Source organism: Stenotrophomonas maltophilia (assembly GCF_006974125.1).
In the GTDB taxonomy this organism is placed as follows: Bacteria; Pseudomonadota; Gammaproteobacteria; order Xanthomonadales; family Xanthomonadaceae; genus Stenotrophomonas; species Stenotrophomonas maltophilia_O.
On the sequence record NZ_CP037858.1, the window covers coordinates 553,673 to 568,878 of the forward strand.

Consider the following 15,206-nt stretch of genomic DNA (forward strand, 5'->3'; position numbering starts at 1 on the left):
ACAGCCCGCACCGATGCCCATCCCTGCCCTGCAACCGGCCCGCCTGCCGCTGGCCGCCGCCCTTGCCCTGTGCCTGCTCCCGACCGCCGCCGCCTTCGCCCAGGACGGCGCCACCACGCTGGACAGCATCCAGGTCTCCGGCAGCTGGCTGGGCACCGGCCTGCATGACAGCGTCAAGAGCTTCGCCGGCGCACGCACCGTGGTCGACCGCCAGCGCATCGAGGCCAGCGGCGCGGCCAGCATCGGTGATGCCATGCGCCGCATCCCCGGCGTGCAGGTCACCGACAACTCCGGCACCGCCGGCAGCTCGGTGTCACTGAACATCGGCGTGCGCGGCCTGACCGGGCGCTACTCGCCGCGCTCGACGGTACTGCTGGACGGCGTGCCGCTGGCGGTCGCGCCATATGGCCAGCCGCAGCTGTCGTTCGCGCCGACCAGCCTGTCCAACATCGAATCGATCGACGTGGTGCGCGGCGGCGGCGCGGTGCGCTACGGGCCGCAGAACGTCGGTGGCATCATCAACTTCAGCACCCGCGCCATCCCGACCGGCGCGGGCCTGCACGGCGAAGCGGGCGTGCGCTACACCGCCTACGACCATGGCGGCGGTGACAGCACCCAGTACAACGCCTTCCTTGGCGGCACCGGCGACAATGGGCTGGGTGCCGCCCTGCTGTACTCCGGCCAGGACGGGCGTGGCTGGCGCCAGGGCAGCGATGACCGCTTCAACGATCTCGCGCTGAAGTTCGCCTACGCCATCGACGAACAGCAGGAGCTGCGTGCCAAGCTGTCGTACTACGACGTGCGCTCGCTGCCCCCGGGCGGCCTGACCCGTGCGCAGTACGAGGCCGATCCGTTCCAGAACACCCGCCCCACCGATTTCTGGAAGGGCCACCGCACCGGCATCGACCTGGGCTACACCAACACGCTGTCGGCCAACAGCGAATTCGAGGTGCTGGCCTATTACAACGAAAGCAGCCGTGCCAGCTCGCTGATCAATGCCGCCAATACCCAGCTGACCGTACAGCCGCGTGACTACCGCGTGCTCGGCATCGAGCCGCGCTACACCCAGCGCCTGCACTGGGGCGCCAGCGTGCACGACATCACCGCCGGCTATCGTTTCCTGCGCGAGCGCGGCAACGACCGCAGCTACACCGTCACCCGTCGTACCGGCGTGGCCAGTGCCACCAACCGCTTCGACAACGCCACCGACGCCCACGCGTTCTACATCGACGACCGCATTGCGATCGGCCAGTGGCGGATCACCCCGGGCGTGCGCATGGAATGGATCGACATGGACCGCCGCCAGGCCGGTGGCACGGCGACCTTCAGCAGCCGCAACGACAAGGCCCTGCCCTCGCTCAACATCGCCTACCTGCTGACCCCGCAGCTGACCGTGTTCGGCAACTACACCACCTCGTTCGGGCCGGTGCAGAACATCCAGCTGAACTCGCAGACCGCCAGCAATCCGCTGAACCCGGAAATCGCCAAGACCACCGAACTCGGTGCGCGCTGGCAGGACGGTGCACTGCGCGCGGAAGTGACCGTGTTCAAGATGCGCTTCGACAACCAGATCCTGCAGGTGCCGGGCATCACCCCGCCGACCTTCCAGAACATCGGCGCCACCGACCACAAGGGCGTGGAGAGCGCGCTGGAGTACCACTTTTCCGAGGACGGTGCGCTGGCCGGGTTGGAGCTGTACGCCAACTACACCTGGACCAAGGCGATCCAGCAGTCGGGCGACAACCGTGGCCTGGACGTGCCCTTCTACTCGCGCGACACCGACAGCGTCGGCGCCCGCTACGCGCTGGCCGGCTGGACCTTCAATGTCTCCAGCACCCACCAGAGCGGCCAGTACTCCGATGCCGCCAACGCCTGGGCCGAGAGCGCCGATGCGCGCGTAGGCCGCGTGCCGGGCGTGCGCCTGTGGAATGCACAGGTGGCCTGGCAGGTGCCGGGACTGGGCGACAGCGAGATCGCACTGGGCGTGAACAACCTGGCCGACAAGCGCTGGTACACCCGCAACGTCGATGGCAACGCCGGCCGCATGGTGGCCGCGCCGCGCACCTTCTACGTGCAGGGCCGCTACCGCTTCTGACGCCGTAACCGCCCGATGCAGTGACGGTGGCGATCACGGTGGCGGCGTATCATGCCGCCACCATGTCACTGCCTGTTTCGCCATCGCGCCTGCATTCGGCCTTCCAGGGCCTGCGCCTGCGGCTGCGCGGCAGTGATCTGTGGTTCATCGCGCTTGCCCTGCTGGTCGGCCTGATCGCCGGCTACCTGACCCTGCTGCAGTCCGGCATCGCACGCTGGCTGCAGGGCACCCTGTACGGGCTGGATGAAGGCATGCGCCTCAGCTCCCTGCCCTCCCTGACCTGGACCGCGCTGCTGGTGCTGCCGTTGGGCGGCCTGCTGGTCGGGCTGGTCAGCCTGGCCGCGACCCGGCGCAAACGCCCCCTGCTCGATGCGGTGGAAGCCAATGCCCTGCATGGCGGCCGCATGTCGATGCGCGACAACCTGATCGTGCTGACCCAGACCCTGCTGTCCAATGGCTGCGGCGCCTCGGTCGGGCTGGAGGCTTCGTATACGCAGATGGGCGCCGGCAGCGGTTCCCAGCTGGGCCGGGTGATGCGCCTGCGCCGAAACGATGTGCGTATCCTGGTCGGCGCCGGTGCCGCCGGCGCCATTGCCGCCGCCTTCGGTGCGCCCCTGGCCGGTGCGTTCTACGCCTTCGAGATCGTCATCGGCGCCTACACCCCGGCCGCACTGGCGCCGGTGGCGGTGGCTGCACTGGCCGGCGCGTTCGTGGCAGACCAGGCCGGCATCGAGGCCTACCTGCTGCCGGCCGCCTCGACGATTGATGTCCGCGCCGCCGACTACGCCATCTACGGCCTGCTCGGCTGCTGCTGCGCGATGGTCGGCATCGCGGTGATGCGGCTGATCGCCTCGATCGAGGGCACGGTCAAGCGCAGCCGGTTGCCGCTGTGGGGCCGCCCGGTGGTCGGCGGCCTGCTGCTGATTCCACTGGCCCTGGCCAGCCCGCAGGTGCTGTCGTCCGGCCATGGCGCGCTGCACCTGGACCTCACTACGCACCTGCCGCTGATCTGGATCGGCGGCCTGTTGACTCTCAAGTCCCTGGCCTCGGGCATCTCGCTGGGCTTCGGCTTCCGTGGCGGCCTGTTCTTCGCCTCGCTGTTCATGGGCACCCTGGTCGGCGCGTTGTTCGCCGGGCTGCTGGCGATGGCCACCGGCGTGCCGGTGATCGACGCCACCTCGGCCGCACTGGCCGGCATGGCAGCGCTGGCCGCGGCGGTGGTCGGCGCGCCGATGACCATGGCCATGCTGGTGCTGGAAGGCACCCACGACTTCCTGCTGACCAGCGTAGTGATGAGCGCGGTGCTGGTGTCCAGCACGCTGGTGCGGCAGTGGTTCGGCTATTCGTTCTCGACCTGGCGCATGCACCTGCGTGGCGAGACCATCAAGAGCGCACGCGACGTGGGCTGGGTGCAGAACCTCAATGCCGGGCGGATGATGCGCAAGGGCGTGGCCACCGCACCGGCCGATCTCGATGCCGCCGCGTTCCGCCAACGCTTTCCGCTGGGCTCGGGCAGCCGGGTGATCCTGATCGACAGCGAAGGCCATTACGCTGGCATCGTGCAGATTCCACGGGTCTACGGCGATGGCGTGAAGCCGGAAACCCTGATCGGCGAACTGGCAGAGAACCGTGACGTCTCGCTGGCGCCGTCCTCCGACGTGGTCAGCGTGATGCAGCGCTTCGACCAGACCCAGGCCGACGAACTGGCGGTGGTGGCTGCCGACGGCCAGGTATTGGGCGTGGTCTCCGAGGCCTTCGTCCGCAAGCGCTACGCCGAAGAACTGGACAAGCGCCAGCGCGAACTGATGGGCGAGCGCGTCGAGGACACCGACTGATCCCGAAAAAGGGGACGGAGGGGATTAAGTCGTTTGTGGCCCATCCGGGTATCCACGCATGGCATGGATCCACCGTCACATGACCGGGGTAGACTCCGGGCATGCGCTTCATTGAAACCTTCCAGGCCGGCCCCTTCGCCGACACCGTGGTGAGCCTGCTGGCCGCCTTCGTGCTGGGCACGTTGATCGGCGCCGAGCGTCAGTACCGGCAGCGCACCGCCGGCCTGCGCACCAACGTGCTGGTGGCCGTGGGCGCGGCTGCCTTCGTCGACCTGGGCATGCGCATCGCCGGCAGCGCCGAAGCCGTGCGGGTGATCTCCTACGTGGTCTCCGGCGTCGGCTTCCTCGGCGCCGGCGTGATCATGAAGGAAGGCATGAACGTGCGCGGCTTGAACACCGCCGCCACCCTGTGGTGCTCGGCGGCGGTCGGCAGCTGCACCGGCGCGGACATGCTGGCCGAGGGCGTGCTGCTGACGGTCTTGATCATCGCCGGCAATACCCTGCTGCGCCCCCTGGTGAATGCGATCAACCGCATTCCGATCAATGAGGCCGCCACCGAGGCCACCTACGAGGTGCGCCTGAGCGTGGATGCCGACGCCGTGCCGCGGGTGCGCGAGCGCCTGGTCGATGCGCTGGAAGCCGCGCAGTACCCGGTCGGTGATGTGCAGCTGGTCGAGCATGCCGACGCACCCACCGATGTGATCGCGGTGCTGGTCAGTACCGCCGTGAGTGCTGATGAGCTGGACGTGGTGCTGGCGCGGATGGAGCACGTGCCGGGCGTGCTGCACGCCACCTGGGAAGTCAGTACCCGCGATTGATTCCTCCACGCAGGGCGTGGATCTACCGAGGTCGTGGTGCAGTAGATCCACTCCATGCGTGGATGCCCGTCTCTCACCCACCCGCCATGCGCTGCTGTGCTCGCAACAGTTTTCGGAACGAGCCGCACTTCCGGGCATCCTCTGCCTGCGGGCAGGCCGCCGCACGTTGCAGGTGCCGGCGTACCCGTTGCAGCTGGGTGATCTGCCGCTGCAGCACATCGGCCTGCGCCAGCAAAGCCTCGCGGTCCAGCGAGATGCACCCACGCTGCGGCGGCAGCGACGCCCCGATCTGCTGCAGCGACAGCCCGGCTGCCTGGCCGAGACCGATCAGTGCCAGCCGTTCCAGCACCTGCTCGTCGTACTGCCGGCGCAGGCCACGACGGCCCAGTGCCTGCAACAGCCCCAGCTGTTCGTAGTAACGCAGGGTCGAGGCCGGCACGCCGCTGCGCCGCACCACCTCGCCGATATCCAGTTCATGCACGGGCTTGACCTCAAGTGACCTTCAAGCGCCAACCTATGGGCAACTACCCACCGAGGCAAGGCCATGGCCAGCACATCCCCCGTTGATCAGAACGCCCTGTGGAACGGCCCAGGTGGCCAGGTCTGGGTTGCGCAGCAAGCCATTCTCGACGGCCTGTTCCAGCCGATGGCCGACCTGCTGGTGGCCGAACTTCCAGATACCGTCACGCAACTGCTCGACATCGGCTGCGGTACCGGCGCCAGCCTGCTGGCCGCCGCCGCAGCGCGCCCAGCGGCACATTGCACCGGCCTGGACATCTCCGCGCCGATGCTGGCGCTGGCCCGCCAGCGCGGCGAGGCGGCAGGACTGGACGCAGACTTCATCGTCGCCGATGCGCAACGGCATCCGCTGCCAACCGCACACTTCGACTGGGTCCAATCTCGTTTGGGCGTGATGTTCTTCGAGGATACCGAGACCGCCTTCGCCAACCTGCACCGCGCCGCGCGGCCGGGTGCCGGCCTGCGTTTGATCGCCTGGCGCAGCGCAGCGGAAAACCCGTTCATGACGACGGCCGAACGCGCCATTGGCGATGAACTCGATCTACCCCCACGCGCGCCAGGAGCACCCGGCCAGTTTGCCTTTGCCGATGGCCAGCGCGTGCAGCGCCTGCTGCAGGCCGCCGGTTGGAGGGATGTGGAGATGGTTGCGGTGAACCTGCCGTGCTCGATCGCCCGCGATGAGCTGCCAACCTACGTTGGCCAGCTGGGCCCATTGGGCCTGGCGCTGCGCAACCTGCCCGAAGACCGGGCCACCTCGCTCAGGAACAAGGCGGTAGCGGCATTCACCCCGTTCATCGAGGGCGACCGTGTGCGCGTGGATGCGGCCTGCTGGCTGGTGCGCGCCCTCGCCTGATGCAAAAAGGGGACGGAGGGGATTAAGTCGTTCTTGCCCCGGCTGTGCCGGAAACGACTTAATCCCCTCCGTCCCCTTTTTTCTTCTACAGCGCCTCGCCGGCGTCGGCCAGGCGCGATTCGATCAGGGCATACCACTGCTGCAACACGTCGATGAGCATGTCCAGCTCGGCGTCGGTGCGCTGTGCGCGGCCGCTGCGCAGGCAGGCCTGGGCTTCCTGCAGCTGGGCCAGGAACCCGGCCACGGTATCGGCCTGCAGGATCAACCCTGGCAGGCGCCGCCCGGGAATGCGCACCACGGCATGGTTGCCGAGCTGGCCATACACACTCAGTGTGGCTTCCGTCTTCATGGAAAGAGGCAGGAATTGGGCATTCATCGCGTGCACCATGGAGAAAACCTGAGCCACCGGCAGGCGTGGTCGACGGGGGAGACGTAACCACGTCCTGCCGGCGGTCAGGGGGGACTCGGAATACCGGGACACTTCCCCGGCGTGGAACTGTCAGCGCGGCTGGGCCATCCCGGCGATCTGCACGCGCCGGTTCGGTGCCAGGCACGCGATCAGCTCGCGACGGTTGCGCTGCTCGCACTGCACGATCGGCTCGGCTGCGCCCCGCCCTTCGGCGCTGATGCTGGCCGCAGGCACCCCACCCTGCACCAGCGCGCTGCGCACGGCCTCGGCACGTCGCTGCGACAGGGTCTGGTTGTAGCTGGCACTGCCGATACGGTCGGTGTACCCGGTCACCCGGATCGACTGCACCTGACTGGCCTCGCGCACCTGCGCCAGCACGCCCTGCACCGCCTGCTGGCCTTCGGCGCTGAGCACCGCGCTGTCGAAGCCGAACAGCGCGTCGGCCGACAGGCGCAGCGGCTGCTCCGGCAACGGTGCCGGTGCCGGCGGCGCCGGTGGCCGTGGCGGTTCGATCACCGCCGCGCACGATTCCGGCTTCCAGTAGCCCCCCTGGGCGATGCCCTTGCTGTCGAAGCGCACCTGGAACTGGCAGGTGAAGTACTCCGCGCCCTGCGCGGTGCGGAAGTTGAACAGGTAGTTCCACTCGCGCACGCCCCACATGCCTTCGTTGAAGTGCGGCGTTCCCAGCAAGGTATACAGCTGCCGCTTGCTCATGCCCGGCGCGAAGCGGCGCAGGTCGGCGACGTCGGGATAGATGCCTTCCTTCAACGAGGCCTTCGAGGCCTCCGGGAACTGCACGGCGGTGGTTTCGGCAGGGCCGTCGGCGGCCGGCGCATGGCTGCGGCAGGCGGCCAACAGGCCCATTCCCAGGATCAGGCCCAGCACTGCGACCATCTGGCCGGTGCGGGCGATGCGATGCTGTTTCATGTCATTCCCCCTTTGGACGTTTCCGCGATGCCGGGCCGCGCCTGCGGCCCGGCGGCGGCGATCACCACTGGATGCCGGCACCGACGGCCACACCGGCCTCGCCACGGCTGTTGGTCGAGCCGCTGAACTTGTAGATCCAGCGCCCTCCCTCGGAGACACCGGAGATGCCGACCGCCACGCCCGACTCGCCGTTGTAGCTGCCGGCGGCAACCGAGGCCATGCTGCGGCCCGCTTCGCTGGGCTGCGGCAGGGCTGCGGTGGCCATCGCCGACGCGATACCCGCCGAGGCGCGGTTGTCGGTCTTGCGCAGGTCGCGCTCGAAGCCACCCATGCGCTCGTCGGTGTACGCCTTCGACCAATCCAAGGTCTGGGCCATGCCCGACTTCAGCTGGTCCACGTTGACCGCGTCGGTACCGGCGGTGCCGGCGGCGACGTTGCGCACCGTGGTCGGGCCGCTGTTGGTACTGCCCAGCGTGACACTGTTGAAGTTGGTCGCGCCGTTCACCGTGGTGTCGTAACGGATCGTGCCCTGCTGCGAGGCCTGCAGCTGGCGCACGTTGACCGCATCGGTGGCCTGCGAACCGTCGGCCACGTTGACGACCTGGCGTTCGGCACCGGCGGCACCGACCGAGACCGTGTTGGCCCGGTTCGCCACCGAACCCGCACCCAGCGCCACCGAGTTGTCGGCCTGCGCCTGCGAACCATTGCCCAGCGCGGTCGAGTTGGCACCCGCGGCGGTGGAGCCTGCGCCACCTGCGGCCGAATTGGCCCCGCTGGCGGACGGATCGGCCAGGTTGTTGGTGTTGTTGGCGCGGAAGCTGCCGGCCACGTTGGTGATGTTCTGGATCTTCTGGTCGGTGTACTTCTTCGATTCATCGATGGCGTAGTTCACGCCGTTCTTCAGCTGGCCCACATTGGTTGCGTCGTACGTATCGGAGCCGTCGGCGACATGGGTGATCTTGCGCTCGCTGCCGGTGCTGCCGACCGAGACCTCACCGGCCGAGTTGCTGGCGCCGGTCTGCCCGTAGGCACCGGTGTAGCCACTCTGGGCACCGACGCTGGCCACCGAACCGGCACCCAGCGCCACGCTGTTGCCGGCACTGGCGCTGGCGCCGTTGCCGACCGCGACGCTGTTGGCACCGGCCGCACTCGCCTGCGGGCCGACCGCCACCGCTTCCGCGCCGGCCGCCGTTGCAGCCGCTGCCGTCGAGTTCACCGCCAGGTAGGCGCTGCCACCGCCACCATTGGTGATGCGCTGGTTGAGAACCTTCAGCGAGCCGTCCACCGCGGTGAATGCGGCGGTGACGTTGTTGTAGTCACCGCTGGTGAAGGTGCCATCGGTAGCGATGCTGGAGATGCTGAACTTTGGTGCGGTCCACACGTTGGTGGTGCCGTTGTAGGCGGTGGTGCCACCGAAGTAGTTGGCGATGGTGCTGTTCGTGCTGAACAGCTGGTCGCCGGTGATGGCATCACTGCTGCCAGCCAGGATGCTGCCGGCGGCGACGTTGGTCACCTTCACAGCACCGGTGCCGGTGCCCTTCAGCGAGACACTGTTGATCACGTTGCCGCCGCCGTCGACGTCGTACTTCACGGCCAGCTTGTCGATCTCGCCGGTCTGGTCGGCCACATTGGCCAGCGAGTTGCTGACCGCGTCGAAGGCCGTACCGACGTCGTTGTAGTTGCCCTTGGTGATCGTGCCGTTGGCGGCCACGTTGTTGATCGAGTAGGTCGGGGCGGTCAGCACACCGCTGGCGTTGACCGCTGCACCACCACCGAGGTGGGTGGCCACGGCCTGGTTGGCGGCGAACAGCTGGGCACCGTTGATGGCTTCACTGCTGGTGGCACTGACCTGGCCCGGGCCCAGGTTGCGCAGCGTGGTGGCGGTGCCGGTCTGGCCAAGCGTGGCGCTGGCGTAGTTGACGCTGCCATCGCCGTTGAGGTCGTAGCGCAGGGCGCCCTGCTCGGACGCCTGCAGCTGGCCCACGTTCACCGCATCGGTCGCCGCCGTACCGGCGGCCAGGTTGGTGACCTGGCGCTCGGCACCGGCCGCGCCGATGGACACACTGTTGGCACGGTCGGCCAGGCTGCCAGCGCCCACCGCGATGCTGTTGGCGGCGGTGGCGCGGGCGTTGGTACCGACTGCGATTGAATCGGTGCCGCTGGCCACGGCCTCGGTGCCGGTGGAGTTCACCCGCAGGTACTTGGTTCCGCCATTGCGGATATCGGTGATCTGCGTGTTGAGGTTGACCAGCGAGCCATCGACGGCCGCGAACGCGTCGGTGGCGTTTTCGTACAGACCCTTGGCGATGGCACCACCGGTGGAGATGCTGCTGATCTCGAACAGCGGTGCGGTGAAGACACCACTGGCCGGATCGAACGCCGCGCGACCACCGAAGAAGCTGGCGATGGCTGCATTGGTACCAGCCAGCTGGCCACCGTTGACCGCCTCCAGGCTGCCTGCGGTGATCGCGCCGCCGGCCAGGTTGCCGATGGTCGTGGTGCCGGTGCCCGCACCGAGGGTGACGCGGCGATAGTTCGGGTTGCCGGCACCGTCCAGGTCGTAGGTCACAGCGGCATCGGCCACGCCGTTGATCAGGCTGATCGCGCCCTTCAACTGGGCCACGTTGACCGCGTCGGTGTTGACGCTGCCGGCCGCGACGTTGGTGATCTGGCGCTCGCCGCCACCGGCGGTACCCACCGACACTTCACCGGCCGAGACCTGCGGCGCAGTGAGGCCGTAAGCGCTGTAGCTGGCCTGCGCACCGCGCAGTGCGGCCGAACGGTAACCCAGTGCCACCGAGTTGGCCTGGTTGGAGGTGGCTTCAGCACCCAGCAGGGTCTGGCCGTTGGCGGTACCCACGGCACTGTCACCGACGATCACCGAATGGCCCATGCGTGCAGCGTAGTCTGCGGTCGGCACACCGGTCGGGTTGCTCGGGTCGTTGACCCCATCACCCGGGAAGGCGACGTTCGCATCAACCTTCGGCAACTCATGACGTGCGTTGGCACCGATCACCACTTCCTTCGAACCGTTGGCGAACGCACCGTCGCCCATCAGCACCTGGTAGTCCTGCGCGGCGTTGACCGCCCAGCACGAGATGTCAGCCAGGGCGATGTCCAGGCACTTGGCTGCCCATGCAGGTGAATCCTTCGGCAACAGCAGGCCCAGCAGGCCGCCCGGATTGCCGTTGTTGATGTTGTAGATGTAGCTGTCGGAGGTGACACCACCGATCAGGGTCAGGTGCGAGCTGCCACCCGTGGCCGCGCCGCCCAGACCGTTGAGCGTGCTGCCCACTGGCGACAGGTTGACCACCGGCAGGCCCAGCACATTGACCGTCGAATAGGTCTGCATCACGTTGGCGTTGCTGAGCTTGAGATTTCCGTTGCTCAGGTAGCCGTTGCCGCCGAACAGGCTGGTGGTGGTCGGCCCGATCAGCTGGCCGACATTGCCGACCAGGCCACCGGTACCGATGATCAGCCCCGCATTCGGGTCGGCCGCCGCCGGCGCCTTCGGGCTGGTCGGCGGGATCGCCGAGGGTTTGGTCAGGCCGAGACCGCCCAGCGTGCCCCCCACCAGGCCACCCACCGCGCTGCCCAGGTTGCCGACCGTGCCGTTGAGATTGCCGTTGAGCAGGTTGCCTACGGCGCTGCCGACGTTGCCAAGCGTGTTGCCCAGCAGGCCACCCAGGCCAGTGCCGGAGCCGGTGGCGCCATTGAGCAGGCCGCCGACGGAACCGACCGTGTTGTTGAGCGTGCCGCCTACCGCAGTGCCGACGCTGCCAACCGTGCCGCCAACGGCGCCTACGGTGTTGTTGAGCGTGCCGCCTACCGCGCCGCCCACACTACCGACGGTGCCATTGAGAGCTCCGCCAACAGCGCCTCCAACCGCGCCGACAGTGCCTGCTGCACCATTCAATGCGCCGCCTACGGTGTTGTTGAGCGTGCCACCCACGGCGCCGCCCACGCTGCCGACGGTGCCGTTGAGGGCTCCGCCGACCGCGCCGCCGACCGTGCCCACAGCGCCATTCAGTGCACCGCCTACGGCGCCTACAGTGTTATTAAGCGAGCCACCCACGGCGCCGCCCACGCTGCCGACGGTGCCGTTGAGCGCACCACCGACCGCGCCGCCGACCGTGCCCACGGCGCCATTCAGTGCACCGCCCACGGCGCCCACCGTGTTGTTGAGCGTGCCACCCACGGCGCCGCCCACGCTGCCGACGGTGCCGTTGAGCGCACCACCGACCGTGCCCACGGCGCCATTCAGTGCACCGCCAACGGCGCCTACAGTGTTGTTGAGCGTGCCACCCACGGCACCGCCCACACTGCCGACGGTGCCATTGAGCGCACCACCAACCGCGCCGCCGACCGTGCCCACGGCGCCATTCAGTGCACCGCCAACGGCGCCTACAGTGTTATTAAGCGAGCCACCCACGGCGCCGCCCACGCTGCCGACGGTGCCGTTGAGCGCACCACCAACCGCGCCGCCGACCGCGCCCACGGCGCCATTCAGTGCACCGCCAACGGCGCCTACAGTGTTGTTGAGCGTGCCACCCACGGCACCGCCCACACTGCCGACGGTGCCATTGAGCGCACCACCAACCGCGCCGCCGACCGTGCCCACGGCGCCATTCAGTGCACCGCCCACGGCGCCTACAGTGTTGTTGAGCGTGCCACCCACGGCGCCGCCCACACTGCCGACGGTGCCGTTGAGCGCACCACCGACGGCGTTGCCCGCGGCGCCGACCACGCCACCCACCAGCCCCCCGACACCCAGTGCGCTGTTCTGCGCCGCAGCCGTTGCCTGGCCCGCCAGTTTCAGATTGCGATCAGCAACCACTTCCTGGCCATCCGGCGCCTGCACGCGCACCTTGCCAGCTGCACCGGCATCGAATGCTGCGGTGATCGCCCGATCGTGGGTTTCTCCCGGCACTTCCTCCCTGGCAGGCAGCGTGATCGCCGCCATCGCCTTTGCCTGGCCCTGGGCGTCGATCTGATGGCCTGCCACCGTCACCTTCGAATCGAGCGCCCCATCAACAGAAGCCTTCAGACCCCGCAGCGCACCTGTCGGCGCGCCGCTGATGCCGGCGGCCGCCTGTGCACCGGTATCGATTGATGCCACCTGCGCACCGCCGAGGCCGATGTTGGCTTTCGCACGGACATCAGCAGCAAGCCCAGGGACGGCGACCTGCTTCGGCGCCGTGTTCGCGGCCAGCTTCACCTGCACGGTGGCCGGCAGCACGTCACGCACCACCGGCAGCGACGCGGTGCTCAACTGCAGGCCGACCCGCGCATCCGCGCTGATTGCCGGGCTGCTCTGGGCCTGGCTTGCGGCAGCCGCGAGGGCTACCTCGGCATCGACCTTGACCGGCATGGGCTGCGTGTACTTGGCTGCAAGTGCCTGCAGATCACGCAGCGATTGATTGGATTCGGATGCCCCTGCGTGGCCACTGGCCAGCGCACACAGCAGGGCCATGGCGAGCGTGGTGGGCATCAGCAGGAAGGCGCGCGGATCCCGCGCGGCACTGCCACCGCTGTCGCCGGTGGCCAGTTCGGAGGCCACGACCAGAGCATTGAGCTGGCGGTTCCATACACGCCGGTAGATGCGATTCATGAGCACTTCCCCCGTAGGCGAACAACTGGAATGTCAGTGGACTTGCCGTTTGGCAGGTGATTGACATTTCAGCGCTCGCCGCGGCGGCTGCGCACTTCATTCCGGCACGGCAATCGCGCATTCCGGCAAATCCACGGCCGGAATCGGCAGCCGGTTATGCAGAAGCGGCAACGATATCGGCAAGCGCATGCGCAATTCCGGCAGAAACCACCCCGAAACCCTTGCGGCGCTTGATTCAGGCCGGCTGGCCGATCTGCGCGGGAGCGCGCATCAGCGTATCGCGCGGCAGTTCGCCGAAGACCTTGCGGTAATTGTCGGCAAAACGAGAGAGGTCCCAGAGGCCGCAGCTGAGGGCGATCGCCTTCACCGAACGGCGGCTGGAATCGGCCATCGACAGGCTGCGGCAGGCAGCGCACAGCCGCAGCATGGACAGATAGCGGTTGGGCGAGGTTCCGAACAGATCCTCGAAGGCATAGCGCAGGCCGCGTTCGCTGACACCCGCCGCGTCGCATATCTCGTTCATGTAGATGTTGCGGCGCAGGTTGAGCCGCATGAAGTTCTCCGCCCGCTGCGCGATCAGATAATGCGTGCGCCGCGCGCGGCTGCAACCAGGGCGATCGGCGGCGCCTGCACCGAGCAGGGCCTGCACGTGTTCGTGCAGCAATCGTTCGGTTTCCTCCGGCTGCAGGCCAGCACCCTGGCCGAGCTGAAGATGCAGTTGCTGATAATGATGGGCGAGTGGTGCCGAATCGTTCGCCAGATTGAACAGTGAAAGTGCTTGGCCTGCGGGTGGCGTGCTGCGCAGGCTCAGTTCGGTCAGCTTGCGTTGCACCCGTGCGACCGGCACCAGCATCAGGGTCATGTGCGTACCGGGGCTCAGCGTGAACTCGCTGATGCCTTCGGGCATCACCGTCAGCGCCATCCCAGGAGTAAGCGGCACCCCGTGGCACCAGCTCAGTGTTTCATCGGTCGCGTGCAGATACCCCAGCATCGCCCAGTCGGGTGGCAGCATGAAGCGGCCACGGCAATGGAAGCCGCAGCTGATGCTGCAGAACAGGGCTTCCTCATGCACGCGCGAAGCGAAGGCCGCCCGCGGCCCGTTGCCATCGAGCAGCAGCAGTTCGACATCGCACACACGAAGTACGCCGCTCAGCGTCGCCAGATCGATCGATCGCAGGCCGCTGTCGTCGCTGTCTTCTACCCCACCATCGACCATGACAGTGTCGTCCCCCCGTTGATCCGCAACACGCTGCGGCCCCCACTGCCTGACAGGGCCACACCATTCCTCCAGGAACCTTCGCTATTTCCGGGAGGGCTGCGACCGGTGCCGCGCGACCCACCCTGTTGAAAGCAGCAACTTGAAACCGAGTATGCCCGATAATCATCGAAGGTAAACCCGAACCCTGCATTGAAGAAAATAGATACACAGATGAAGAAAATGTGGTCGCCAGTGGCACGATTTTCGCATGCGCCATTTGCGACATCACATTATCTGCACGTCGATGAATCGTTTTGCCAGCGAACGGATATACGTCACAGAAACAGCCTGAAAGTTTAAGGATCGACGCGTTTCTGCCGAATTTGCATATAGGTTCCAGTTGCAGCCAACCGCCATTCAGGCAAAGTCGATAACACGGTGATCCGGTCGCTTCAGAACGGCCACACCTGGGGGAGCGCATGACCACGACCGTATCGCAGAACAGTTCGGCCACCGGCGCAGCGCCGCGTGGTTGCAACGTTGCGGCCGGTATTTCTCCCGGGGCCGATTACCCAGAATGAGCACGGCGGGTCATTCCCGTCATGCCACCCCGCCAGGACGTGCGGGGCCCACGGACGATCCCGGCGGAGCCGGGCCACCGCCCAACAGGTGTCCTGCATCTGCAGACAACAAGTAGAGGGAGACAAGGCCATGAACGCATCCATCCGCAAGTTCCTGAAGGAAGAAGATGGTGTCACCGCGCTCGAGTACGGGCTGCTGGCCGCCGTCATCGCCGGCATCCTGATTGCGGTCGGCAACAAGGAGATCAAGGGGTTCTTCGAGACGCTGTTCAAGAACCTCTCCGACCTCGCCACCAAGGCCTCCGGGTCGACACCTGCGACCGGCGGCGGCTGAGCCTGCGTGCATCGCACATCCCTGCA

Annotated in this window: 10 protein-coding genes; 5 read left to right on the plus strand and 5 right to left on the minus strand. The window is 67.5% G+C overall.

Going from position 1 to position 15,206, the window contains the following annotated elements; translation table 11 throughout:
- Window positions 1-13: 13 nt before the first annotated feature.
- The 3 genes from EZ304_RS02535 (at window position 14) to EZ304_RS02545 (ending at window position 4,748) form a co-directional block, all read left to right on the plus strand.
- Window positions 14-2,095 carry a TonB-dependent receptor family protein gene (locus tag EZ304_RS02535; protein WP_142806183.1) on the plus strand — a complete coding sequence of 694 codons (2,082 nt, stop codon included), beginning with the start codon at window positions 14-16 and terminating at the stop codon, window positions 2,093-2,095.
- Between the two features lie 62 nt (window positions 2,096-2,157).
- Window positions 2,158-3,930: a chloride channel protein gene (locus EZ304_RS02540; RefSeq protein ID WP_260678209.1), complete on the plus strand. Its 1,773-nt coding sequence runs from the start codon at window positions 2,158-2,160 to the stop codon at window positions 3,928-3,930.
- A gap of 101 nt (window positions 3,931-4,031) precedes the next feature.
- Window positions 4,032-4,748: an MgtC/SapB family protein gene (locus EZ304_RS02545; protein ID WP_099553298.1), complete on the plus strand. Its 717-nt coding sequence runs from the start codon at window positions 4,032-4,034 to the stop codon at window positions 4,746-4,748.
- Between the two features lie 73 nt (window positions 4,749-4,821).
- Here the strand turns inward: EZ304_RS02545 and EZ304_RS02550 are convergent, their stop codons facing one another.
- Window positions 4,822-5,229: a MerR family transcriptional regulator gene (locus EZ304_RS02550; protein ID WP_142806185.1), complete on the minus strand. Its 408-nt coding sequence runs from the start codon at window positions 5,227-5,229 to the stop codon at window positions 4,822-4,824.
- 63 nt (window positions 5,230-5,292) lie between these two features.
- On the opposite strand from EZ304_RS02550, the gene EZ304_RS02555 reads away from it, so the two are divergent.
- A complete protein-coding gene (locus EZ304_RS02555) occupies window positions 5,293-6,120 on the plus strand; it encodes a class I SAM-dependent methyltransferase (RefSeq protein ID WP_142806186.1) in 828 nt (275 codons plus the stop codon).
- Window positions 6,121-6,205: 85 nt separating this feature from the next.
- On the opposite strand, the gene EZ304_RS02560 is transcribed toward EZ304_RS02555, so the two are convergent.
- From EZ304_RS02560 to EZ304_RS02575, 4 genes are all read right to left on the minus strand, one after another.
- A complete protein-coding gene (locus EZ304_RS02560) occupies window positions 6,206-6,496 on the minus strand; it encodes a DUF6959 family protein (protein WP_014037513.1) in 291 nt (96 codons plus the stop codon).
- Between the two features lie 123 nt (window positions 6,497-6,619).
- Entirely contained in the window at window positions 6,620-7,456 is an 837-nt protein-coding gene (locus EZ304_RS02565) for an OmpA family protein (protein ID WP_099553292.1), read from the minus strand.
- Window positions 7,457-7,517: 61 nt separating this feature from the next.
- A complete protein-coding gene (locus tag EZ304_RS02570; protein WP_142806187.1) occupies window positions 7,518-13,067 on the minus strand; it encodes an ESPR-type extended signal peptide-containing protein in 5,550 nt (1,849 codons plus the stop codon).
- 235 nt (window positions 13,068-13,302) lie between these two features.
- The gene (locus EZ304_RS02575; protein WP_099553288.1) at window positions 13,303-14,283 is read right to left on the minus strand and encodes an AraC family transcriptional regulator; all 981 of its coding nucleotides are present in this window, start codon (window positions 14,281-14,283) and stop codon (window positions 13,303-13,305) included.
- A 693-nt stretch (window positions 14,284-14,976) separates the two neighbouring features.
- Between EZ304_RS02575 and EZ304_RS02580 the strand changes: the two genes are divergently transcribed.
- Window positions 14,977-15,180: a Flp family type IVb pilin gene (locus tag EZ304_RS02580; RefSeq protein ID WP_099553287.1), complete on the plus strand. Its 204-nt coding sequence runs from the start codon at window positions 14,977-14,979 to the stop codon at window positions 15,178-15,180.
- Window positions 15,181-15,206 lie beyond the last annotated feature (26 nt).

Coding starts and splice junctions, on each gene's coding strand:
- EZ304_RS02560 (WP_014037513.1), bottom strand. CDS start 6,496: ATGAATGCCCAATTCCTGCCTCTTTCCATGAAGACGGAAGCCACACTG.
- EZ304_RS02555 (WP_142806186.1), top strand. CDS start 5,293: ATGGCCAGCACATCCCCCGTTGATCAGAACGCCCTGTGGAACGGCCCA.
- EZ304_RS02535 (WP_142806183.1), top strand. CDS start 14: ATGCCCATCCCTGCCCTGCAACCGGCCCGCCTGCCGCTGGCCGCCGCC.
- EZ304_RS02575 (WP_099553288.1), bottom strand. CDS start 14,283: ATGGTCGATGGTGGGGTAGAAGACAGCGACGACAGCGGCCTGCGATCG.
- EZ304_RS02570 (WP_142806187.1), bottom strand. CDS start 13,067: ATGAATCGCATCTACCGGCGTGTATGGAACCGCCAGCTCAATGCTCTG.
- EZ304_RS02565 (WP_099553292.1), bottom strand. CDS start 7,456: ATGAAACAGCATCGCATCGCCCGCACCGGCCAGATGGTCGCAGTGCTG.
- EZ304_RS02540 (WP_260678209.1), top strand. CDS start 2,158: ATGTCACTGCCTGTTTCGCCATCGCGCCTGCATTCGGCCTTCCAGGGC.
- EZ304_RS02545 (WP_099553298.1), top strand. CDS start 4,032: ATGCGCTTCATTGAAACCTTCCAGGCCGGCCCCTTCGCCGACACCGTG.
- EZ304_RS02580 (WP_099553287.1), top strand. CDS start 14,977: ATGAACGCATCCATCCGCAAGTTCCTGAAGGAAGAAGATGGTGTCACC.